Source organism: Psychrobacter sp., from assembly GCF_041554015.1.
Classification (GTDB): domain Bacteria; phylum Pseudomonadota; class Gammaproteobacteria; order Pseudomonadales; family Moraxellaceae; genus Psychrobacter.
The window spans coordinates 70,985-94,609 of sequence record NZ_JBFFMS010000007.1 but is presented as its reverse complement, the minus strand read 5'-3'; the positions used below and the strand labels follow the sequence as shown (position 1 = coordinate 94,609).

At 44.4% G+C, this 23,625-nt stretch carries 18 protein-coding genes, 1 tRNA gene and 1 pseudogene; 7 read left to right on the top strand and 13 right to left on the bottom strand.

Annotation, left to right across the window (positions count from 1 at the left end):
• Nucleotides 1–158 precede the first annotated feature (158 nt).
• The 5 genes from ABYU67_RS03880 to ABYU67_RS03860 form a co-directional block, all read right to left on the bottom strand.
• Nucleotides 159–1,319 (bottom strand): acyl-CoA dehydrogenase family protein, encoded by a 1,161-nt coding sequence (locus ABYU67_RS03880; RefSeq protein ID WP_372843692.1) that lies wholly within the window; start codon nt 1,317–1,319, stop codon nt 159–161.
• A gap of 63 nt (nt 1,320–1,382) precedes the next feature.
• On the bottom strand, nt 1,383–2,867 hold the full coding sequence (locus ABYU67_RS03875) for a CoA-acylating methylmalonate-semialdehyde dehydrogenase (RefSeq protein ID WP_372843691.1): 1,485 nt from the start codon (nt 2,865–2,867) through the stop codon (nt 1,383–1,385).
• A 306-nt stretch (nt 2,868–3,173) separates the two neighbouring features.
• Nucleotides 3,174–5,234: a propionate--CoA ligase gene (locus tag ABYU67_RS03870; protein ID WP_372843690.1), complete on the bottom strand. Its 2,061-nt coding sequence runs from the start codon at nt 5,232–5,234 to the stop codon at nt 3,174–3,176.
• Nucleotides 5,235–5,467: 233 nt separating this feature from the next.
• A complete protein-coding gene (locus ABYU67_RS03865; protein ID WP_372843689.1) occupies nt 5,468–7,153 on the bottom strand; it encodes a fatty acid--CoA ligase in 1,686 nt (561 codons plus the stop codon).
• 229 nt (nt 7,154–7,382) lie between these two features.
• Nucleotides 7,383–8,594, bottom strand: a complete 1,212-nt coding sequence (locus tag ABYU67_RS03860) for an MFS transporter (protein ID WP_372843688.1) — start codon at nt 8,592–8,594, stop codon at nt 7,383–7,385.
• A gap of 483 nt (nt 8,595–9,077) precedes the next feature.
• Here ABYU67_RS03860 and ABYU67_RS03855 point away from each other — a divergent pair, with 483 nt between their 5' ends.
• The 5 genes from ABYU67_RS03855 to ABYU67_RS03835 all read left to right on the top strand — a co-directional run bounded on the left by ABYU67_RS03855 (nt 9,078) and on the right by ABYU67_RS03835 (nt 14,095).
• Nucleotides 9,078–9,500, top strand: a complete 423-nt coding sequence (locus ABYU67_RS03855) for a tetratricopeptide repeat protein (protein WP_372843687.1) — start codon at nt 9,078–9,080, stop codon at nt 9,498–9,500.
• A 190-nt stretch (nt 9,501–9,690) separates the two neighbouring features.
• Nucleotides 9,691–10,437 (top strand): hypothetical protein, encoded by a 747-nt coding sequence (locus tag ABYU67_RS03850; RefSeq protein ID WP_372843686.1) that lies wholly within the window; start codon nt 9,691–9,693, stop codon nt 10,435–10,437.
• A gap of 187 nt (nt 10,438–10,624) precedes the next feature.
• Complete coding sequence (gene ychF / locus ABYU67_RS03845; protein ID WP_372843685.1) at nt 10,625–11,716, top strand: redox-regulated ATPase YchF; 1,092 nt, start codon at nt 10,625–10,627, stop codon at nt 11,714–11,716.
• Nucleotides 11,717–11,860: 144 nt separating this feature from the next.
• Nucleotides 11,861–13,306: a deoxyguanosinetriphosphate triphosphohydrolase gene (locus ABYU67_RS03840; RefSeq protein WP_372843684.1), complete on the top strand. Its 1,446-nt coding sequence runs from the start codon at nt 11,861–11,863 to the stop codon at nt 13,304–13,306.
• 105 nt (nt 13,307–13,411) lie between these two features.
• Nucleotides 13,412–14,095, top strand: coding sequence for a TetR family transcriptional regulator (locus ABYU67_RS03835; protein ID WP_372843683.1), 684 nt, complete (start codon nt 13,412–13,414; stop codon nt 14,093–14,095).
• A gap of 47 nt (nt 14,096–14,142) precedes the next feature.
• Here the strand turns inward: ABYU67_RS03835 and gspK are convergent, their stop codons facing one another.
• The 8 genes and pseudogenes from gspK to tsaA form a co-directional block, all read right to left on the bottom strand.
• Nucleotides 14,143–15,246 (bottom strand): type II secretion system minor pseudopilin GspK, encoded by a 1,104-nt coding sequence (gspK, locus tag ABYU67_RS03830; protein ID WP_372843682.1) that lies wholly within the window; start codon nt 15,244–15,246, stop codon nt 14,143–14,145.
• A 3-nt stretch (nt 15,247–15,249) separates the two neighbouring features.
• On the bottom strand, nt 15,250–16,116 hold the full coding sequence (gene gspJ, locus ABYU67_RS03825; protein ID WP_372843681.1) for a type II secretion system minor pseudopilin GspJ: 867 nt from the start codon (nt 16,114–16,116) through the stop codon (nt 15,250–15,252).
• Complete coding sequence (gene gspI, locus ABYU67_RS03820) at nt 16,113–16,586, bottom strand: type II secretion system minor pseudopilin GspI (RefSeq protein WP_372843680.1); 474 nt, start codon at nt 16,584–16,586, stop codon at nt 16,113–16,115. The genes gspJ and gspI overlap by 4 nt, the downstream gene beginning before the upstream one ends.
• 3 nt (nt 16,587–16,589) lie before the next feature.
• Complete coding sequence (locus tag ABYU67_RS03815) at nt 16,590–17,273, bottom strand: prepilin-type N-terminal cleavage/methylation domain-containing protein (protein WP_372843679.1); 684 nt, start codon at nt 17,271–17,273, stop codon at nt 16,590–16,592.
• 186 nt (nt 17,274–17,459) lie between these two features.
• A complete protein-coding gene (locus ABYU67_RS03810; RefSeq protein WP_296193596.1) occupies nt 17,460–18,143 on the bottom strand; it encodes a TetR/AcrR family transcriptional regulator in 684 nt (227 codons plus the stop codon).
• A gap of 232 nt (nt 18,144–18,375) precedes the next feature.
• Nucleotides 18,376–19,164 (bottom strand): annotated as a pseudogene (locus tag ABYU67_RS03805) (TatD family hydrolase).
• 147 nt (nt 19,165–19,311) lie between these two features.
• On the bottom strand, nt 19,312–21,099 hold the full coding sequence (locus ABYU67_RS03800) for a GspE/PulE family protein (protein WP_372843678.1): 1,788 nt from the start codon (nt 21,097–21,099) through the stop codon (nt 19,312–19,314).
• Between the two features lie 58 nt (nt 21,100–21,157).
• A complete protein-coding gene (tsaA, locus tag ABYU67_RS03795; RefSeq protein ID WP_372843677.1) occupies nt 21,158–22,036 on the bottom strand; it encodes a tRNA (N6-threonylcarbamoyladenosine(37)-N6)-methyltransferase TrmO in 879 nt (292 codons plus the stop codon).
• Nucleotides 22,037–22,435: 399 nt separating this feature from the next.
• On the opposite strand from tsaA, the gene ABYU67_RS03790 reads away from it, so the two are divergent.
• Nucleotides 22,436–23,209, top strand: a complete 774-nt coding sequence (locus ABYU67_RS03790) for a ferredoxin--NADP reductase (RefSeq protein WP_372843676.1) — start codon at nt 22,436–22,438, stop codon at nt 23,207–23,209.
• Nucleotides 23,210–23,348: 139 nt separating this feature from the next.
• Nucleotides 23,349–23,435, top strand: a tRNA-Leu gene (locus ABYU67_RS03785).
• The last annotated feature ends 190 nt before the right edge of the window (nt 23,436–23,625 follow it).

The window sequence follows — 23,625 nt, the reverse complement described above, 5'->3', positions numbered from 1 at the left end:
TTGCTTAAGCGCCTTAAGACTGTCCATCGTCCACGTATGAGCAGGTGGGTTGTTCAATGTTAGCGTTGCAGTATGACCATCAATCGATAGTTTTAAGTTGGTATAATCCGTCATGATCAAACATCCTTATCATAAAATCATTTTATTCATATAATAGGTTAGCGCAGCTGGCTCAATGCCTCGTCTTGCATGAGCTGACGCGAGACAATCACGCGCATAATCTCATTGGTGCCTTCCAAAATTTGATGTACGCGCAAATCTCGCACATGACGCTCAAGCGGATATTCATTGAGATAGCCGTAACCACCGTGTAGTTGCAGTGCTTCGTTAGCGACATCAAAACAAAGATCAGTCGATAAGCGCTTTGCCATTGCGCAATAAGTAGAGGCTTGCGCATCGTTATTATCGACTTTGCTCGCCGCTAAATACAGCATTTGTCGTGCGGTGATGGTTTGAGTCAACATATCGGCAAGCTTAAATTGAACCGACTGTAAGCTGGCAATCGGGCTACCAAACTGACTGCGCTCTTGTACGTAATTGGTCGCTGTCTCAAGCGCCGCTTGCGCTGTCCCTACTGCACAGATACCAATATTAATCCGGCCGCCATCAAGCCCCTTCATAGCAATACGAAAGCCTTGACCTTCTTCGCCTATCAAATTTTCTACTGGAACTTTGACATCTTTAAAGCTAATCGTCCGTGTCGGCTGTGCTTTCCAGCCCATTTTATGCTCGTTTTTGCCGTATTCAATACCAGCGCTATCAGCATCAACTACGAACGCTGAAATCCCCTTTGGTCCTGCGCCGCCCGTACGTGCCATGACTACCAATATATCGGTTGAGCCCGCCCCTGAAATAAAGGTTTTTTCGCCATTAAGGACATAATATTCGCCTTGCTTATCGGCTTTGGTGCGCAGTGATGCGGCATCAGAGCCCGCATTAGGTTCTGTTAAGCAGTAGCTGCCAAGCCATTCACCACTGACCATATTTGGCAAATATTTTTTGCACAATGTATCACTGCCAAACTCACCAATCATCCAGCCTGCCATATTATGAATACTCATATAAGCAGCGACCGCAGTATCACCCCATGCTAGCTCTTCAAAAACCATGGCAGAATCTAAACGCGGCAAGCCCAAGCCATCATATTCAGGGTTGGTATATAACCCTAAAAAGCCAAGCTCGCCTGATTTTTTGATCACATCAATTGGGAAGTGCGAGGTGCGATCCCATTCAGCGGCATTGGGCTTTAGCTCTTTTTGGGCAAACTGTCTGGCAGTTTGGCGAAAGGCAATTTGGTCATCGGTTAATGAAAAATCCATGGGGTCATCCTTGTGCTGAATAGGGTGTATTAAGTCGTCAGTGCAAATATAGGTGATTCAGCGTTAAATTGAAATAGTCGTATTGACACCGCGACTTGCTTCATCATCAAACCAGCGCGCCGTAACAGTCTTGGTTTGGGTATAAAATTGCACTGCTTGCTTACCATAAGGACCCAAATCACCAAGCTTGCTAGCACGTGAGCCTGAGAATGAGAACATCGGTAGTGGCACAGGAATCGGCAAGTTAATACCGATTTGACCGACTTGGATGTCTTGCTGGAACTTATGCGCGGCAGCTCCTGACTGAGTGAAGATAGCCGTACCATTACCATGCGGGTTGGCATTCAGCATCTCTATCGCTTCATCTAAGCTATTAGCGCGCATGATACACAGGACAGGTCCAAAGATTTCTTCTTTATAAATTTGCATATCGCTAGTGACATTATCAAAGATAGTTGGGCCTACAAAGTTGCCCTTTTCATAACCTTCAACCGTAATGCCACGACCATCAAGTATCAAGCTCGCTCCTTCTTCTACCCCTGTGCCAATCAAATGCTCAACACGCGCTTTTGCCGCAGGAGAAATCAATGGACCCAAATCTTTATCATGTTTACCGGCTGAGACTATTAAACCTTCTGCTTTGGCCTTAATATCATCAATCCACTCACCTGCAGCACCGACTAGGACAACGACAGACAGCGCCATACAACGTTGGCCAGCAGCGCCAAAGGCAGCACCTGCTAGCTGATTAAGGGTTTGCTCTTTATTGGCATCTGGCAGGATAACGCCATGGTTTTTCGCGCCCATCATACACTGAGCGCGTTTACCTGATTGACTAGCACGCTCATAAACGTGTTTGCCGACGTTGGTCGAACCAACAAAAGAGACTGCTTTGATGTCAGGATGATCACAAATCGCATCAACGGTAGCTTTGCCGCCATGGACGACGTTTAGCACCCCTTCAGGTACACCCGCTTCAACCGCAAGCTCAACCAGACGCATGGTCACCATCGGATCCTGCTCAGAAGGTTTTAAGATAAAAGTATTACCCGTGGCAATCGCCATTGGGAACATCCACAGTGGAATCATCGCTGGGAAGTTAAACGGCGTGATGCCTGCACAAACACCCAGTGGCTGCCAAATACTATAGGTATCAACGCCTGAGGCAACGTTTTCAACAAAGTCGCCAATCTGCAAGTTGGCAATACCCGCTGCATGCTCAACCACTTCTAAACCACGGAACACATCACCGCGTGCATCAGCAATCGTCTTGCCCTGCTCTGCGGTCAAGATTTCTGCCAGCTCATCCATATGGTCGCGAATCAGCGCCTGATACTTTAAAAAGATACGAGCACGTGTAGTAATCGGTGTTTTGCGCCACGTTTGAAAAGCCTTTTGAGCGGCAGCGACGGCTTGATTGATTTCATCATCAGTGGTTTGCGGTACTTTGGCAATGACTTCTTGAGTGGCAGGATCAGTAATATCAATCCATTCGCTAGTATTAGAATCAACAAATCGACCATTGATGAGCTGCTGAACGTGGTGCATAAGATATCCTTATCTTGTTTGCAAGACTGTCATTAGCTGACGTCTTAGAATATTGAAAGTTTTGAATTTATCATTTTGTTATATGATTTTAAAATGATTTATTTCGTATCGTTATTGACTATAACAATAAAACAATTTTAGGGTCAAGCTCTTTATGTTGCTTTTAGCAAAGTTAATGTTAATGACCGATTTATTTATCATTATTGGTAAGTTATTCGCGACAATAAAAAAAGCCCATGAGCATTCATGAGCTTTTTAGATAAAGATAATTTTAAAGTGTTGTTTAAAGCATGCCTAAAAATGTGCCTAGTAATCTTTCATAGATTGCTTGACCGCATCGATGGCCGTTGGATTATCTAGGGTAGACATATCACCAGTAGGCTTATCCTCTGCTAACGCCCGAATGGCACGGCGTAAGATTTTACCAGAGCGTGTCTTTGGTAGTGCTTGCGGGAAATAAATCGCCGCAGGCCTTGCAATACCGCCTAAGGATTTTACCACCGCGCCAATGACCTGCTGCTCAAGGCGGAAGCGGTTTTCAGTGGTTGCCACCAGTTCATGGTCTTTTAGCACACAAAAAGCTATCGGCAGCTCGCCTTTTAGCTCATCTTGAATACCCACCACCGCGCACTCTGCGACCTCGGCATGGGTACTAATCGCCTCTTCAATCTCTTGAGTACCCAGTCTATGACCGGCGACGTTGATGACATCATCAGTACGACCTAGGATATGAAAATAGCCGTCTTCATCAACGACTGCATAGTCTGACGTCGAATACTGATTGCTATCCGTTAAGCTAAAATAGCTGTCAATAAAGCGCTTATCATTACGCCAAACCGTGGTCAAACAGCCCGGTGGCAAGGGTGCGCGAATTGCCAGTAAACCTTTTTCACCCGCTTTACATGGTTCTCCAGTTTCTTCATTGATGACCTGCGCATCGTAGCCATACATAGGATAGCCAGGTGAGCCTTGTTTATGCGCTTTATCATTAAACTTGGGCGTATTACTTAAAATCGGCCAACCTGACTCTGTCTGCCAATAATGGTCTAAAATCGGTACGCCTAAATGCTTGGTCAGCCAGCTGGCAGTCGACTCATCTAGTGGCTCACCTGCCAAAAAGAAGGATTTGACGCTTGAGACATCGTAACGCGTCATCCATGTCTCATCTTGCTTTTTGAGCATACGTACACCAGTCGGTGCGGTGAATAAGATATTAACCTTGTTGGCTTCTACAATTCGCCACCAGATACCAGGATTTGGTAGATGCGGTAAGCCTTCATACATAACACTGGTCATGCCGGCGAGCAATGGCGCATAGATAGTATAAGAATGCCCAACAGCCCAGCCGATATCGGATATCGCCCAAAACGTCTCGCCCGCCTTACCGTCGTAGATATAGTCCATCGATGTGGTCAGTGCGACCGCATGACCGCCCGTATCACGCTGTACGCCTTTGGGTGTGCCCGTCGTACCAGAAGTGTAAAGCAGATATGATGGCGTATTAGACTCAAGCCATACAGGTTCGACGATAGCATTGGCTTCACAGCTGATCCGGCGCTCAGTGGCATAGTCGACATCTAGCTCTTTTACGTCAAACGGCAAAATACCACGGTTGACCACCACCACATGCTCAGGCTTGGTGGTTGCCTGCTCAATACCTTGATTGACAAGGCTCTTATAATTGACGACTTTACCACCGCGCAAACCAGCATCTACTGTGATGACCATTTTTGCCTCAGCATCATCCATACGAATGGCTAAGTTATGGGCAGCAAAGCCGCCAAATACCACCGAATGCATCGCACCGATACGCGCACAGGCGAGCATGGCATAAGCGGCTTCTAAAATCATCGGCATATAAATGATGACACGATCGCCCTTCTCAATACCATGACGTTTTAATATATCGGCAAAATAATTCACTTCTTTATAAAGGTCGTTATAAGTCAAACGGCGCTTGGTGTAATCGGTATAAAACTCAACGTTATTGCCCAAGTCTTTAAAGGCATCGACCACAGCAGGATAGGTCTCTATCAGTTCTTGATTAACCTCTGATGACAGCCAAATAAAGGCGTCCTGCTCTGCGCGCTCTGCAAGGTGACGATCGACACAGTTATAACAAAGATTGGTTTCACCGCCGACAAACCACTTGGCAAATGGCAAATGACTGTCATCAAGGATTTGTTCAGGCTCTTTATGCCAATAGATACGCTTGGCTTGCTCTGCCCAAAACGCTTCTTTATTTTCGATCGATGCGCGATAAATATCAGCAAACTCTTGAGTACTAGCAGCTTGAGTGCTAGTGAGTGTCTGAAATGTTGGGGTTGACGCTTGATTGGTCATTGCAGTGGCGGTTTGCGCGCTCATAGTAGCTGTCCTTAGCATAAATGATGGGTGATGCGATATGATGTGTCCGATAATATCATAATATAAGACTGGCTATCCCGGCCAGCTATCCTTACCAAACTAAAAAACCGATACACTACGTATCGATTTAGTGTATCGGTTTAAAATGTAGCAGAGCCAATCATAAAGGTCAACTGTTAAGCAAGCTATCTGCTCAATAGTTGACCTACGTGAAAGATTATACGTCGGACTGTTTATACTTCAGTCTGATTGGCATACATCTCACGCATCACTTTTTTGTCATGTTTACCAACCGAGGTTTTTGGTAGCTCGTTGACAAACTTAAACTGATTGGGCACGCCGTATTTTGGAATAATACCGCGTGATACCGCCTGCTCGGCCAGTGCTTTGATATCTTCAGCTTTGATATCTTCAGCTTTGGTATCTTGGCAGTTTGGTTTAAGTACTACCAGTGCCAATGGACGCTCGCCCCATTGCTGATCAGGCACCCCAATCACCGACACATCTGCTACCGCAGGATGTAGGGATAGGATTGTCTCAATCTCTAGCGAGGAGATCCATTCGCCACCTGATTTAATCACATCTTTTAAGCGATCGGTGATTTTGATATAGCCATCAGGACGTATATAAGCAATGTCTTGGGTGTGCATATAACCGTTTTCCCATAGCTCTTTGCCAGCGTCATCATTTTTTAGATAGCTTTGGGTGAGCCACGGTGCGCGTAATACCAGCTCGCCAGTATTGTCTTGACCCATACCGACCGGCTGATTGCTCCCTCCCCATACTTGCGCATCTACCATAAGTACAGGCTTACCCGTCATACAACGGCGGGCGATATCGTCTTCTTGACTCAGCTGCGGCTCATTAAGACTAAAATCCGTCAAACTGATAAGAGGCGCAGTCTCTGACATCCCATAACCGGTATAGACTTCAATACCCTGATCCATCGCCGCTTTTGCCAAGCCCTCTGTCAATCGTGAACCACCAATGATCATTTTTAGACCATTAAAGCTGGCACCGCGATCTTGCGCTTCTTTGAGGATCATTTGCAAAATGGTCGGTACACAGTGGGTGATACTGACCTTCTCATTAATAATCAAATCCATCAACAAATCGGGGGCATAACGACCCGGATAAACTTGCTTCAGTCCTGTCATGGTCGCCGTAAATGGAAAACCCCATGCATGGACATGGAACATCGGGGTCATCGGCATATACACATCGCCATAGCTGACGCCTTGCTTATTTGGCAACATACCAATCGACGCCGCTTCAGTCAGCGTATGCAGTACCAATTGGCGATGACTAAAGAACACCCCTTTTGGGTCACCTGTCGTACCTGAGGTATAAAAGGTCGTAGCAATGGTATTTTCATCAAAATCTGGGAAATCAAAATGGTCAGCAGCGCCATCAAGTAGCGCTTCATATTCCCCTTTGACACGGTTCTGATTGCCACCGAATACGCCGTCAGAAGTGACACCGTTATCATCTAGCCAAATGATGTGCTCGATGCTGGAGTTTTCAAATTGATAATCTTTGACCAGTGGCGCAAATTCAGAATTGAGTAGCAGAACTTTTGGTTTTGCATGATTGATGGTATAAAGGACTTTATCGGGTGACAGGCGGATATTGACCGTTTGCAAAATATACTCTGACATCGGTACAGCAAAGTAGGATTCCAAATAGCGGTGACTGTCCCAATCCATCACAGCGACCACGTCACCAGCATCAAGATTTAAGCCATCTAGAACATTTGCCAAACGATTGATACGATTAAACAAATCTTTGTAAGTGAAACGTTTTTTATCTGCATAAATGATTTCTTGATCTTGTGAGACGGTTTTGGCACGGTTTAATAACTGCTTGACCAATAGCGGAAAATCATAGGCAGATGGCGCGCTGTGATAGATATTTGACATAAGTTTGACGTCCTTGTTTATAGTATTTTTGGGTGCCGATAAAAACTGACTGTCATGTATAATTACAGGCTGATATTTTTATCAATAACCTCTTGATAGTAAGAAAAAACCAGCCTTATGTAAAGGCGTGACACGTAAGTAAGACAATACTCGGTGTTCAGAAATAATCGCCTTTCACTCTCTGAGCTTATGATAGCTTATTCTATCTCTTATATTCATTTATCTGGCATTAAGCAGGACGCGGTTTTGTTTTTACCATGCCAAAACTTGCCACTAAAAGCGCCAATATTTGCACAAATAATAATAGCCAAACGGTCAATGACCACTCCCCATGAGCATAAACGATACCGCATAGCCATGCACCCATGGTACCACCTGCATAATACGCCATATAATACAAACCTGAGGCTAATGAACGTCCTTTTTTGACATTGACGGCGATATAACTGATGGTTGCCGCTTGGGTGACAAAGACGCCTGACGACATAATAGCAAGCCCGACAACGATGCCCCATAGCGGCGTGACCAGCGTTAATAACGCCCCAAGCATCGAAAAGATTACTGCCACTCGAACGGTGCGCGCTGCCCCAAATCGGCGTAACAGTGTCGTCGATAATGGTGTAATAACGACGCCGATTAAATATACTGCAAAGATATTGGCAAGGGCGCCGGTACCAAGCTCATAAGGCGTGCCAGCAAGATGCAAGTTAATAAAGGTAAAGCAGCCAACGAGTGAAAACAGCACACAAGCACCGAGCAAACATGCCGTTACCACGTAACGGTTGGTCAGATGCTCGCCCAGCGTCTGCATCGCTGAGCGAAAATTTGGATTGGCCACAAAATGTTGCGACGATGGCAACATCTTGCCAACCCAGAGAGCTCCGATAAGTGTCATGGCTGCCATCACATAGTAGCCTGCACGCCAGCCTATCAACTCATGCAGATGACCCAGCAAAAACCGCCCCATAAAGCCGCCGAGTACCGAACCTGAGACATAAAAAGACATCAGCTCTGTGACAGCCCGCCCCTCAAATTCCTCACCGATATAGGCAATGGTCACCACCGTAATACCGGGGACAGACAATCCTTGCATGAAGCGCCACATCCCCATCCAGCCAATACTTGGGCTTTGGGCAATCAATGCTGTGGGTATCGCTAAAAATAGTAACGCACCAACAATAAAGGATTTGCGACCGACCGCATCAGACAGCATCCCTAAAAACGGTGACATGATAGCAATCGCCATTACTGTTGCACCAACAACCATCCCTGCCTGCACTTCAGTAGCTGAAAAATCCACCATTAGTACTGGCAACACAGCTTGGATAGAATATACCTGCAAAAAGGCAAACATTCCTATCAAACCGATCGTTAGCTTCAGTATCCATGAAGGAGAATCAAAGGATATCTGTGTCGTGTTGTTATTTATATGATTATTCAAAAGAGTGCTGACTTTAGAAAAGGCTCTTTTAGCTTAGGCTAAATGGGCGTGGGTAATAGAAAGGTGACAATACAAAAGGTAAATATATAGCTGAGTGTCAAAGTAATGAAATAGTAAAGTAATGAAGTAGTATTTTATCACAGCCCATATCACACTCAGATTTTGCTATGTTATTAACATACGCTCAACACGTTAATGGTAATCGCTCGAATGGCAGTAGCCTGCAAATTTAAGCCTAGAACGATAAAAACGGCTTATAAAGCGCTCAATAACAAACTGCGAATAAACTCAAACACCTATTGAGTCAGCCTAGGTAGGGTGCTATTTTACAGTCCCTGATTGTATATGGCACTTATCAGCCACAAAAATGGGCGTAAAATAACGATTTGTCCGCATTTCTGCTACAGTACCGCCCCTAGTATCACATATATTACCTGCCGCTTTAGCTAAAATACTATGCTCAATTTAAGAAGGATGTGAGTCATGATTAATACCAAAATATATAAGTCCGTCTATACCTTAGCGGAAAAACTGCTCGAAGCCGATAGAAAAGGACATCAAGAAGCCTTTAATTGGCTGTATGGCGAGCTAAAAGCAGTTTGTGTCGATAATGAAAATACTGATAAAGACCACCCAGAGCAATGGGAGACGCTGGCAGACTTCACCGCAGACTTTGACGAAGCGTTAGTCATTTATGACAAAGCGCTTGAGAAAGCCAAAGCCATCAACTCAAAAGACCATTTATCATCGATTGCGTTTTCGATGGCGGTTATTCAAGTTGAGTTGGGACAAAAAGATACTGCAATCACTAGCCTACAAAACGCAAAAATCACTGCCAATAAAATCGAAGATAAAGAGTTTAAAGCGGAAATCGATGAATTGCTTACCAAGTTGTTAGTAGAGTAAACCGCTCAAAATTTCAATCCGATGCCAACATAACATCAAATCAATACATTTTTACCTTCGTATGTTGGTACATATCCTGCTATCTTTTTTATGGCAAACTTTATATACCTATACATACACCTGACGATATATTAGTAGCCGTAAGGCCATTAATATACTTTAAGAAAACAAACCATAAGGATACGTATTAATGAGCGATAAAATCATAGATTTGGGTGCAGGATTTTGGAACATTCGTGGTACGTTTCGCCTAGGCGGTGTGCTGAATATCGGCACGCATTGCTCATTGATTAAGCTTGCCTCTGGGCGGTTTATTTTTTTAGACAGCTATACCTTGACTGATGAGGTACGAGCGCAAGTAATGACGCTAACCAATAATGGGCAAGATGTCGAAGCCGTGCTGAACGTGCATCCTTTTCATACGGTACACTGCGCGCAGATGGCAAAAGATTTTCCGCAAGCAACCTTTTATGGCAGCAGTCGCCATCATAAAAAAGTACCTGAGGTACAGTGGGCAGAAGAGTTGGTCGAAAGTGATGCGGTCGCTAAGCGTTATACCGAGCTTGAATTTTCGCTATCACAAGGCATCCACTATATCGCACCCAATGAGATGATCCATGCAGGTTCGCTGCTGGTATTCCATCCTGCCAGTAACAGCTTACACGTTGACGATACGTTTATGAGTCCGCCGACCAAATTACTAGAAGCGGTGTTGCCTGAGTTATTGCTGCATCCAACGACCAAAAAAGCGCTGAAAAATGAGCCAGACGCCGGTAAGCAATACTGCGATTGGGCAAGCAACTTGGCGCATGACTGGCGCGAGGTACGCAACTTTTGCGCAGCACATTCTTATTTGGTCAAATTTAAAGAGGGTGAGTTTGAGAAAGCCTTATTAAAAGCGATTGCAAAAGCACGTCCTAAGCTTGAAAACGCGTAATGACGGATAATATAAATAAAGACCCTTGATTTATGAAAATCCACTTAACCTATATAACAACCTCACCCATTTTGGCTGAAATTTGCTACAATACGCCCAATTTTGAGTGACTATTTTACCAAGCTTTATAATGACTAAGCACCAAGTCTTATACTGACTGATTTTATTACTATATTGAGAGCATGTTATGGGTTTTAATTGCGGCATTGTCGGTCTACCAAACGTGGGTAAATCCACCCTGTTTAACGCCTTGACCAAAGCGGGTATCGCCGCTGAAAACTTTCCATTTTGTACCAAAGATCCCAATACTGGTATCGTTCCAGTACCTGACCCACGCCTGAAAAAACTGGCTGATATCGTCAACCCTGAGCGCGTATTGCCGACAACGATGGAATTTGTCGACATTGCAGGTTTGGTCGCTGGCGCCTCAAAAGGCGAAGGCATGGGCAACCAGTTCTTAGCCAATATCCGCGAGACTGATGCCATTGCTCACGTGGTACGCTGTTTTGATGATGATAACGTCGTCCACGTTGATGGTCGCGTCAGCCCTATCGATGATATCGAAACCATCAATACCGAGCTTGCATTGGCAGATTTAGAGGCTGTTGAGCGTGCTATCCACAACCAAACCAAAAAGGCGAAAGGTGGCGATAAAGACGCGCAAGCATTGCTTGATGTGTTTAAAAAAGTTGAGCCATTATTAGCAGAAGGTAAAGCGGCACGTGCAGCAAACCTTGATAGCGATGAGAAAAAACTCATCAGAAGTTATGGTCTAATCACACTAAAGCCTACCATGTATATCGCTAACGTTGCTGAGGACGGCTTTGAGAATAATCCATATCTTGATGCGGTACGTGACTATGCGACGGGCGAAGACTCTATCGTTATCGCGCTATGCAACCAAATCGAATCTGAGATTGCTCAGCTTGATGAAGACGATAAAAAAGACTTCTTAGCTGAGATGGACATGGAAGAGGCCGGTCTTGATCAAGTGATTCGTGGTGGTTATGATTTGCTTGATATGCAGACTTACTTTACCGCTGGTGTAAAAGAGGTCCGCGCATGGACAGTCGCTGTTGGTGCAACCGCTCCTCAAGCCGCTGGTGTGATTCATACCGATTTTGAGCGTGGTTTTATTCGCGCTGAAGTCATTGCTTATGATGATTTTATTGAATATAACGGCGAAAAAGGCGCTGCCGCTGCCGGTAAATCACGCTTAGAAGGCAAAACCTATATCGTGCAAGATGGCGATGTGATGCATTTCCGTTTTAACGTTTAAGGCTTAACCTTTTAACATCTAACACTAGATAGCGTGTTTACACAGTCTTAGCATAGAACAACCAAAAGCCAGCCTTGATGCTGGCTTTTTTTATTATACTGGGAGCGACAACCATTAAATAATAAGAATAAAGGATTAGGTACTATGATCACCCTTATCAATAAACCCTTAAATAGCCGTAGCCATTGGGCAACACTATTTAGTGCCCAGCGTTTAGGCAGCCATAAAAAAGCCCCTGCCGAGGACAGTGCGCGCTCTTCTTTTCACAAAGATTACGACCGATTGGTGTTTTCACACTCTTTTCGGCAGCTAAATCAAAAGACGCAAGTTCACCCATTGACCAATCAGCTCGGTATTCATACCCGACTTACGCATTCGCTAGAGGTTTCTTGTATTGGGCGCTCTTTGGGTATTATGGCAGCAGAGAAGCTACATGATAAACTGGATGGCGGCTTACCAGATGGCGTATCGCCCGCTGATATCGGCGTCATCGTACAAGCGGCCTGCCTTGCCCATGATATCGGCAATCCGCCGTTTGGGCATGCAGGAGAATATGCTATTCGTGACTGGTTTATGGATTCTAAACGTCAAACTATTCTGAACAATATGAGCCACAATGAGCAATTAGACTTGCTGGCTTATGAGGGTAACGCACAAGGATTTCGCATACTTACCCGTAATGAGCATCACCCTGATGTGGGCGGTATGCGCTTGACTTGTGCCACGCTAGGCGCGTTTATGAAATACCCTTGGCTTGCAACGCATAGTAATCATGACCTTCAAAGCAGTCATCAAAGCACGCTGCAGAGCAGGATATCCGCTCAGGCAGAAAAAAAGGCACAGAAATTTGGCTGCTTTGATAGTGAAGCTAGTCAGCTTGAGAAGCTGGCAGCCCACCTCCATTTGCCGCGCTCATTGCACCATGGTGGTTATGCCCGTCATCCGCTGGCGTACTTATTAGAAGCTGCCGACGATATTTGCTATGCGCTGATAGACTTAGAAGATGGTATCAATCTAAATATGCTGACGTATCACGAGGTTGCAGCGATATTTTATGAGCTGATTGGTGAGCGACCTTGTACCATTAGCTTGCCTGCGCATATGTCCATCAGGCAACATTTGGCGTCGCTACGTGCACGGGCAATGATGCGATTGGTCAATACCGTCACTGATGCCTTTGTTGATAATAGCGAGGCGATGCTAGCGGGTACATTACAAGGGAGCCTATTTGCTCACTGTGATGCGACCGTTCAACAGGGTATTACTAAAGCCAAAGATTTGGCGCGTGAAAAAATCTTTAATCATCCAAGTAAAGTGCGCATGGAGCTAATGGCCAATCAATGTCTGCATCGCCTGTTAGATGCTTTTATGCCGTTAGCTTGGACAAATGAGATAAGCACACCGATGTCCTTTGAGCAACAGCGACTGCTTATGTTGCTACAGCCACATCTTGATGAGCATCACCGCGTTTTAACAGATGATATTTATCAAAATATGCTCAATGTCTTAGACTTTATAACGGGTATGAATGACCATGAAGCTTATCGTTTGGCACAAGAACTACAGGGACATTGGGGAACCATCGTCTAGAACCTAGGTCTAAAAATCAAATTATCCGCTAAACCGAGCTATTTTATTCGTATTTTTACAATGAAATGAGTATGATAGACATCTATTGGTTAATTTTGAAATATTATGAGCAGTCGCGAACAAAAAAAACTTCAAACTCGGCACGCCTTTTTTAATGCAGTGCTTGATTTATGTATGACAGGACAATCTTTTAGCTCTATTAGTCTCAGGCAAGTCACGCGCGAGGTTGGTGTGGTGCCGACCGCATTTTATCGCCATTTTGACGATATGGAATCGCTTGGTCGCGCTTTGGTGATTGAGGAGCTGGGCGGTACCTTAGCAACTTTAAGTGAGAGTCTACATATTGGACGTAAACGCAGCTTTGAGCGTCAAATCGCCAAGAGTATTCAGCTATTTTTACATATGGTCAGCGAGCAACCATACTATTGGCAGTTTTTGGTCAGTGAGCGCTATGGTGGCTCGGATGCTGTCCGCAAAGCCATCAATGAGCTTATCAAACAGCATGGACAAAGCCTAGCAGACGACTTGGCGCTACAGCCGGCGTTTACCCATATTAATACTTATGATCGCAGACTGCTGGCTGAGGCTGGGGTCAATATGTTCTTTTCTTGGATTATCGATTGGCTAGAGCTGACCTATACTGAAGATCATGATGATGAAGTGGACTTGGCTGAAATTGAGCAGCGCAAGCAGCTGATGCTACATAATTGTACGCGCCAAGCGCAGATGTTATTTTATGGCGCTTATAATTGGAAATCTACTGAAGAAACCCATCTAAGTGATGAATAACAGATATCTTTGAGTGCCATTTGGTAGTTATTATTTCATGATAACCATCAAAAGCTTGGTCGAAAAGCCCAAAGTCGCTGCGTCACCACGCGAACCTCTTTGGGCTTTTTGTTGTCAGTATTCTTGTCACTGCTATTATTACTATTAGCGCTATTGGCATTACTGGCACCATCGTTCGTATTGCTGCTATTGCCTATATTATCTGTCGCAGTCTTACTAATAATAATGGTTGCATAGCGCTGTCTTACCTGACCAACAGTTGCATTATCCGTAGCAGTGATAAGTGCTGTAAACGCTTGGCTATCAACAGCTAATAAAGGTGTAATGGCTTTTCGCTGCTTTTCATCAAGCGTACTCAACATTGGCAGCTGCCATATCTCATTAATCGATTCGAATACCTGCTTTTCTCGCAGCTCAACGATGCTTTGCATTTGCTGAGCAGTTGCGCCATCGATTAGAGCAGCCAGTACTACCGGACTGGCTGTATTGATATTAATAGGCAAATAATGCGGCACTACTGTGATATAAGGTCGTAACGCTGCCAATACCTCCGCATTGACACCTTTCACATTTTGCAGCTGATCCATATTGACCAATCCTTGATTGGGCACGTCGCTATCTGCTGAACCATTTGACTGCTGACTGTAAACCGTACTTTCATCACCGCCATCTCGGTAAACTTCACTGTCTGCATCTTGATAATCAAGGATAGCAATAGCAATATCTGGTGCCAAATTCAATTGGGTCAAAAGCCTTTCAAAGACGATTAAAGCTGGTGTATCAACTGCCCCATTTTGATAGAGATTATTGATGTTAAAGCGACTGGCTTCATCACGCATCTCAATGCCAATACTATGCGTGCCTAAAGTATAAGGAGGTATAGGCTTTGCCCAAATATCTTGCACGCTATCAGTGTCATTAAGATGAGCATCAGCACGAATCATCGTAACGGCCAATTGCTGACCGGCGTCGATATCGTGTAAGAGCTGGTTTTGATCAAATAACAAGCCGCTGCGTCTAATGGCAATTTTTTGGCTGGCAAGCATCGCTCCTGCAACCACTGTAATACTGACCACTAATAATAAAATAGTCAGTAGTGCGACACCGCGCTGAGAATTGGCTTTCATGGGCATAGCGGGCATGCTTGGCATATATTAAATTCCGTTCTCTGAATTATTATTATCTACATTGCCATTGGCTGTATCACTGTTGCCGTTGCCGTTGCCGTTGCCGTTGCCGTTGCCGTTGCCGTTGCCGTTGCCGTTAGAATTATCAGGGGTATTATTTTTATTTGCATGATTATTTGGTATTGGCTGGACAGCAAGCGCCCACTGCCAAGTGATCGGCATATCTTGATAAGTAAAAGTGATAGCAACTCCTTTCGGTAGCAGCATTGTCTCAGCAGCCTCAGTCTGAGCCGTAGTTGACACCGCCCCTTGTCCAAATTGGCTGTTCAAGCTGGCACTGTTATTATTGTCTTTACTGGGAAACTTTGTACTGATTTCTGGCAAATACGCGTGCCATTGCCCTGCTGTCACGCCTTCAAGCAAGACACTATCCAAGCTGATGCTATCACTGCCTCCCCCTATACTGGCATATTGACGGCGAATTAAACGCTCATCAGCAAAAATATATTCAACGTGCTGCATGCTAGGACTGCTTTGATAACGGGGATCAGGATCAGCAAAACGGACAAAGCTGATACGCTCATTATCCACCCTCATAAAAGGCTCAGGCGCAGGCTGTAGCGCATTTTCTTGATTGCTATTATTTGCCTTATCAACATTTAGGGCAGCCGTATTTTGAGTATCTACTGCTTGATAAGGAATGATTTGTCCCATATCTTGCTGTAATTGTAAGTACGCATATTGTAATACAGCCAAGTTATCTGCATGGAGCTGGGCCCGTTCTCGAGCGCGGTTAACGCTATCGAATACCTGCCAGCCTGCCACTGCAAGCATGGCAAATATCGCCATGGCAACCATCAGCTCAAGCAAGGTAAATCCATGCTGCGATCTCACAGAATACCTCCATTTGGGTTTGCGCCGGTCAAATCCAAACTGCCTATCTCTTGCTCAGGATTGCTAAGTATCATATTGATATCATTAACCGCGTTACCCGCTTGACCATCTATGATGGGCGCAACGGCGATATTCACCTCTTTTAATGCTGGCGTTATACCGCCGCTTACAGTCATCGTAATTTGCCAGTCACGACCTTGAGCATTGATAGTTTGGGTACTGTTAGCTGTTAGCCATGTCCCTTGAATACGCAAATCAGCAGCAGCATTTTGGGCAACAAAATGCGCAAGCGTGCGCGTACGCAGCACATCTACCGAGCTCAAATAAGCGCTACTTGCACGGCTCGCCGCAACTGCCACTACTGCTAAAATTGCCAAAGCAACCATTACTTCTATTAAGGTAAATCCGCTCTCGTGCTTGGATGCAGTAGGCGTTTGGCCTATTTGAGCAAAATTGTCATTATTAGTCATCCGCTAAGACCCTTTTCCTATCGATATACTGCCATCAGGCATCAGGGTGATAACCTCACCGACCAAGCGTGAATGATGGCGTATCTCGATGGTAACCGGTGCCGCTTGCCCTGTGCCAAACCATAAAACTTGTGGTACGTTTTGGTCGGTAAACCACGGCTGTAACGCTTGATGTTGTCCTGTACTGGATACATCTCCAGCATCTAGGCTTTGTATGGCCAAGCTCACCCCAGCGGGCAACTCAGGTAAGCTAACTTCCGGCTCAAGCTCCCAACTTGGCGTCGGTAATGTATTGCCTCCAGAGGTTGACATATTGGCTAAGTCAGCGGACAGCTCCATTGAATTTTTGGATGTGCTATCGCCACTAGAAGACGTTGAACTGTCTGTTTGATAAGCGATATAAGGATTGGATAGCGTAACGATAACCGGAGCAACTTGACCTTGCTTATTTGCTTGCAGGCTCAAACCCATCGGCTGCATACGCTCAGCCGATAACAGCCGAACGTAGCTCAATGAATCTGTCAGATGCTCATAAAAAGCGCGGTTTTTACGCGATTCGCTACTACCGACCGATAAACTCATCATGCCAGCAAAGATAGATAAAATAACGACGACGACGACGATTTCAACCAGCGTAAAGCCAGATTGGGTATGATGAGCTGTCATCAATGATGAGGGTTTTGACATGCATTTTGACATACAGAAATCATCTAGGATGGCGTCATTGCTTTAAAAATGACGTTATATTGGATGTGATATCAAACGAGAAAGGATTGATTGTAACCAATAAAGGTTAATGTGCTGCCATACAGAAGATAACAACACGGACCGTTATAAAATAATAGCTGACTGCGTTTAAAATAGAATAAAAAGCTAGTAATTGGTATTACGGTGTTCTTCTGACTCAGTTTCTATTTGCTCTACCAGCTCTTGCATATCCTCATCCATCACCTCGTCATCGACCGCTGGATAATGGCTTGGCAACTCAAGCATTTGCTGCACAAAAGCATAACGCAAGGTATCACGGCGACCTAAGTAGCGCTGATAAAAACTTGAGTTTAATAATCCTGCGCCGCCTTGACCCATCGCCCAAATCGAGGACAAATAATCGCGCGTACTTAAGCTGCTATGCTGCTCTTGAAGATACGCACTGATAATATCAATCAAACGCTTCATGCGCTGACGACGAATATCGTAAAGCTCACCAAACAGGCGATTCAAACCCGTCACCGATGCCGCCAAACGCTCTTCAATTTGGTTCAGTAGCATGGCTTTTTGCGGATTAAACAGTTGCTGGAAAATCATACGTGCGACGCCTGCCGATGGACAGTCATCAATACGGTTAATCTCAAACAACTGCTCTTCGTAACGAATAATAATACGCAAGTAGAGCTCATCTTTACTAGAAAAATGTTTATACAGGGTACCTTTGGCCAAATCAAGCTGGTCTGCCAAACTGTCTAAAGTGATATCACCATCGCCTGACTCAAGTAGCAACTGCTCCGCCATTGCTAAGATATTCTCTTCTCGTGCCTTGAATTGATGCTGACGACTCATAACCTCTCCTAAAACTTGACAATATCATGCATATGACCACAGTTTGCATTGGTCTATCGCCCTCTAGAGTATGAAGCCATACCATGTCTGCGCGAGCACCACAATAAAGGAATATGCTTATGTTTACTAATTAATCGTTTATAATCATGCAGTTATGTTTGTATCTATCAATATATCATCGATAAACGGTCGCATGGTCAATAAATGACTGAGTGGTCATAGCATAACCATTTTACTGGTACTGCGCCAGTAAATTCTCAAAGTTTTTTGCAGTCAACATTCCCACTTCCTCTGCACTACAACCGTACATCTCTGCGATACAGCTGGCGACATAAGGCACATATGCCGGCTAATTGGGTCGACCACGTTTTGGCACAGGCGCTAAATAAGGGCTGTCGGTTTCGATGAGTATTCTGTCCCTTGGCATATTTTGCGCTGCATCTTTGATATTTTGTGCACTCTTAAAGCTAACAATGCCAGAGAATGAGATATAAAACCCTAAGTCCAAAGCACGTTTGGCCGTCTCCCAATCCTCAGTAAAGCAATGAATAATGCCATGTTCTGCACCTTCTGCTTTTAGAATATCAATGGTATCTTCTTTGGCATCACGCATATGGATAACAAGCGGTTTTTTCAGGCTTTGGCTGGCATGAATATGACGGGCAAGGCTGTCTTGCTGTGCTTTTTTATTTTCTGTCGACCAATAATAATCCAATCCCGTCTCGCCTATTGCCCATACATGGTCAGCATTTGCCGTTTCTATCAAACGCTCAACGGTTGCCGCTTGTAAGACATCGATGTCCTCACAAGGATGAATGCCGACGCTCATACCAAGATTTAAGGTGTCATCGCCATATGTTTTGACGATATTGGCAATTTCATCGTATTCAGCAAAATCACACATAATCGCCATGGCACGAGTGACATTGGCTTCCTTCATCGCGGCAATAGCGCCTGACAATTGACCGTCGTACTTGGTCAAATCTAAACGGTTAAGATGACAGTGACTATCGGTAAACATAAGTAATCTCGTTATTAAAAAATAAATAAAATATCTTAGAACAATGTCTTAGAAAAAGACTTAGCAATCGTAAGAGTATTCATTGCTTTGATAAGGGCGCTTTTCAAGTCATGATTAGCAAGCTTATTTTTAATGCAAAGGCAGCTTTTAATGAAGCGGAACTACGCGCATTACCTCTTCTATGGTCGTTACCCCTTCACTAATACGCTTTGCTCCAGATAAGCGCAGCGGCTGTACGCCTTCACGGTATGCTTGTTGTTTAAGCGCATCTAAATTGGCATCAGCGGCAACCAGCTTCTTTAGCTCATTCGATAAGGGCATGATCTCATACAGTCCAACTCGACCTTGATAACCCGTATGGCGGCAATGCTCGCAACCCTGTGCCTTATAAATCTGCGCTGGCACGGACGCGCGCCACGGCTGTACCAATTCTTGCCACTGAATAGCAATCTCGCTGTCTTGGCCTACATTGAAGGCTTGCTTACAATGCGGACATAATGTCCGTAACAGACGCTGCGCCATGATGCCCAGTATCGTGGCCGAGGTTAAAAAAGGCTGAATACCCAAATCATGCAGACGGGTGATTGAGCTTGGCGCATCGTTAGTATGCAGAGTCGATAGTACCAAGTGCCCTGTTAACGATGCTTGCACCGCCATATTGGCAGTCTCAGCATCGCGAATCTCACCGACCATTATGATATCAGGGTCTTGGCGCATCAAAGAGCGAATACCATCAGCGAAATGCAAATCAACCCCTGGATTGACCTGCATTTGATTAAAGGTGGGCTCAATCATTTCAATCGGGTCTTCAATAGTACAGACATTGACCTGCTCAGTAGCTAATTGCTTGAGCGTACTATATAAGGTGGTCGTCTTACCCGAACCTGTCGGACCAGTGACCAATATAATACCGTTTGGATGCGCGGTCAGCTCGTGCCACGTCTCAAGCTGCTTACCAGATAAGCCAAGCTGAGCAAATGAGCGCACCAGTACCTCAGGGTCAAATACCCGCATGACCAGCTTTTCACCAAAAGCAGTCGGCATCGTGGATAAACGCAGCTCAGTCTCTAAGCCTTTGGGCGTACGGGTTTTTAGTCGTCCATCTTGCGGCTTGCGCTTTTCTGCGACATTGAGCCTTCCCAAGATTTTAATACGTGCCGTTACTGCGACGATAATCGCAAGTGGCATCTCATACACACTATGCAATACGCCATCAATACGAAAGCGTACCTTGCCCATCTCGCGGCGTGGCTCTAGATGAATGTCGCTTGCACGCTGCTCAAAAGCATATTGCAATAGCCAATCAACCACTTTGACAATATGTTGGTCATTGGCATCGGGGTTGGTATTATCGCCCAGCTGCAATAGCGCTTCGACATTGGTAATATCAGACGCCGACCGCTTATGTAGGGAGTTCGCGCCCGCTATTGCTTGCGTGACTTGATAGAACTCTTGCCGGTAGCGATTGATTTGTTCAGGATTGATAAAAACCGTACGATAGCTTTTTGACTTAATGAGCTTTTCGATATTGCCATGCCAGTCGGTATAAAACGGCTGATCGGTACCGATAACCACTTCATCAAGTGTCACCTCAATCGGCAAAATATGCTGCGAGCGCGCATACTCAAACGACATCAGCTGCGTGACCGCCGGTACATCTACCTTTAACGGATCAATACGCACCAGTGGCATATCTGCTTTGGCAGCTAACCATTGATTTAACCATGCCAGCGTTAACTTATTGTCAGAATGACTATCAAGCGCATGACTATTTGGCAGACCAAACTCACTAATGGTCAATAGCGGATGCTGCCCCTTAGTGCGGCGACTGGTAATAACGAAATTATAGCCGCGTTGATCGATGACTTTATCTGCCAACAACTCATCAAGACACCAACGTAAATCAATCACTATCGAGTACGGTTGAGCGGGCATAATTTTCTTCTTTTATGGTTTAAGTCGTATCATTAATGATTATATGCACTGCAATGTTTTATATTTCTACCACTGCGGTTATCTGTAATTCGCCCGATTCCAGCAATTGAAAACTGACATCAACAGTTTTATAACGCATGATAAATGGTGTATGTGTCTCTTTACGACGATAAGCAGGGCGTGGGTCTTGCGCTATTAACGCTTTGATAATATCAAGATCAGACCTTAATATCTGCTGTTGGATTTTATCAATGACTGCGTTTACCGTTACTTTTTCATTGTGAACGGTTTTTTCTACTTCATTATGACTACTTTGATTGGCGATAATTTGCACAAACTGCTCATAAGCCAATTTAGTAATCGTCACATCCAACAAATGCGGCGCAGAGGGCGCAAAACCGCTTTGAGCATCAGGTAAGGCATCGCTATAAGCCACATAAGGCTTAATATCGATAATGGGCGTACCATCTATCATATCAGCACCACTGACGATAAGTAATACTCGTCCTTCTGCAATCTCAATAGCTTCAAGCTTCACCACAGACAATCCAAGCGCGGATGGCCGATACATACTGCGACTGGCAAACACGCCAATTTTTTGATTGCCACCCAAACGTGGCGGGCGCACTTGCGCACGAAAGCTGCTATCGGCTTTATTAAGCTGGCTGTCATCATTAAGCAGCCCGTCTTTCTTTATCTGCTTTTGTTTAGGTAGATAGTTATGATGAAACTGCCAGCTGACCCAAATATGGCTAAAATCTTCCAGACCAACAAATGCCGCTGGCGTATCATAAGGCGCAATCATCTCAATCACGCTGGTGAGCGCTACCAAGTTTGGCTGTCTTGGCGCGCCAAACTTCTGTGAAAGCGGCGCACGATGGTAACCGATAATCGGTGCTATATGATTACTTAAAGCAAAATCAGTCTGAGAAGACATAGATCAAATCCAAAAAAACAGGTTTTTATAGTTTCACACAAGCGCTATAAAAGCCATCTATAGTTAATTATAGATAATAACTCACTAACGATATTCCATTTTATCATGCCATACCAAAGCTGCTTGACAGATTTTTATTTTAAAGTTTGTTATGATGAGCGAGAAATTTATTGAGAATGGCTTGCATTCATCAATAATGGCTTAAAAATCGCAGTCATGTACGCCGCCTCAGCTTATAACGCCGAATAATAATGTTAAAATAACAGAGTGATGGCTCAGTCAGCATTGATAGCACTTATCTTCTATTAAAATTTTGCTCCATTTTGACTTTATCATGGAAAATGAGTATTCAGCATTTATTTAGATTGATACAGATTACCACTTACTAACGAGGAATTTATGTCAAAACTCCGCACCGAAACGGTTACAGAGGTTCATCATTGGAATGACGCCCTATTTAGCATCAAAACCACACGCGACGACGGCTTACGTTTTCGTAATGGTGAGTTTGCCATGATTGGTTTGGTCGTTGATGGCAAGCCGTTACTGCGCGCCTACTCAATTGCCAGTCCTAATTATGAAGAACATTTGGAGTTTTTCTCTATTAAAGTACAGGACGGTCCATTAACTTCGCGTTTGCAACATATCAAAATCGGTGATGAGCTATTGGTCAGCAAAAAACCAACGGGCACTCTCGTATTAGATGATCTACTGCCAGGTAAGAACCTCTATATGCTGTCAACCGGTACAGGTGTGGCGCCATTTTTAGCATTGGCACGTGACCCTGAAGTCTATGAGCGTTTTGAAAAGATCATTTTGGTACATGGTGTACGCGGCGTTAGTGACTTGGCTTATCGTGATATGTTCGAAAACGAGCTGCCAAATGATGAGATTTTTGGTGAAGACTTCCGTGAAAAATTTATCTACTACCCAACGGTCACTCGTGAAGAATTTAGAAACACTGGTCGTATTACTGATTTAATGAAATCTGGCAAATTTTTTGAAGATATCGGTTTGCCTCCGATGAATAAGGAAGATGATCGCGTCCTCATCTGCGGTAGCATGCCATTTAACGCTGAAGTTTCCGCTATTTTAGATGGTTTTGGTCTAACCGTCTCTCCGCGCATGGGTGTGCAGGCAGATTATGCCGTTGAACGCGCTTTTGTGGGTTAAAATCTAAATTTTTATTCAAAATAACATAAATAATTCTTGACGGGTAAATTTAGGCTGCTATAATACGCAGCCTATACAGAGATAACCCTGTAGCCCAATTCGATAATGTTTGTAGTATCTAAACTTTATCACCTAACATGCCAGTGTGATGGAATTGGTAGACATGACGGATTCAAAATCCGTTGCCTTTAAAAGCGTGTCGGTTCGAGTCCGACCACTGGTACCATATAGCAGTCTGTAGTTGTACGATGATAGTCAATGAGCCCATACGCCTAAAGCGTTTGGGCTTTTTTGTGTCTGTAGTTATCTGTATAAAAATGAAATTAATAACAGTCAACTTAACAGTAATGACCCTTTTTACTGTTTTCATAAGCTAAAATGACTCTCTAACGATAAAAGTTAAGATTAGAAACACT

Coding starts and splice junctions, on each gene's coding strand:
- ABYU67_RS03865 (WP_372843689.1), bottom strand. CDS start 7,153: ATGTCAAATATCTATCACAGCGCGCCATCTGCCTATGATTTTCCGCTA.
- tsaA (WP_372843677.1), bottom strand. CDS start 22,036: ATGTCTTCTCAGACTGATTTTGCTTTAAGTAATCATATAGCACCGATT.
- ABYU67_RS03815 (WP_372843679.1), bottom strand. CDS start 17,273: ATGTCAAAACCCTCATCATTGATGACAGCTCATCATACCCAATCTGGC.
- ABYU67_RS03835 (WP_372843683.1), top strand. CDS start 13,412: ATGAGCAGTCGCGAACAAAAAAAACTTCAAACTCGGCACGCCTTTTTT.
- ABYU67_RS03875 (WP_372843691.1), bottom strand. CDS start 2,867: ATGCACCACGTTCAGCAGCTCATCAATGGTCGATTTGTTGATTCTAAT.
- ABYU67_RS03790 (WP_372843676.1), top strand. CDS start 22,436: ATGTCAAAACTCCGCACCGAAACGGTTACAGAGGTTCATCATTGGAAT.
- ABYU67_RS03850 (WP_372843686.1), top strand. CDS start 9,691: ATGAGCGATAAAATCATAGATTTGGGTGCAGGATTTTGGAACATTCGT.
- ABYU67_RS03855 (WP_372843687.1), top strand. CDS start 9,078: ATGATTAATACCAAAATATATAAGTCCGTCTATACCTTAGCGGAAAAA.
- gspK (WP_372843682.1), bottom strand. CDS start 15,246: ATGCCAAGCATGCCCGCTATGCCCATGAAAGCCAATTCTCAGCGCGGT.
- ABYU67_RS03840 (WP_372843684.1), top strand. CDS start 11,861: ATGATCACCCTTATCAATAAACCCTTAAATAGCCGTAGCCATTGGGCA.
- gspI (WP_372843680.1), bottom strand. CDS start 16,586: ATGACTAATAATGACAATTTTGCTCAAATAGGCCAAACGCCTACTGCA.
- ABYU67_RS03870 (WP_372843690.1), bottom strand. CDS start 5,234: ATGAGCGCGCAAACCGCCACTGCAATGACCAATCAAGCGTCAACCCCA.
- ABYU67_RS03810 (WP_296193596.1), bottom strand. CDS start 18,143: ATGAGTCGTCAGCATCAATTCAAGGCACGAGAAGAGAATATCTTAGCA.
- ABYU67_RS03800 (WP_372843678.1), bottom strand. CDS start 21,099: ATGCCCGCTCAACCGTACTCGATAGTGATTGATTTACGTTGGTGTCTT.
- ABYU67_RS03880 (WP_372843692.1), bottom strand. CDS start 1,319: ATGGATTTTTCATTAACCGATGACCAAATTGCCTTTCGCCAAACTGCC.
- ychF (WP_372843685.1), top strand. CDS start 10,625: ATGGGTTTTAATTGCGGCATTGTCGGTCTACCAAACGTGGGTAAATCC.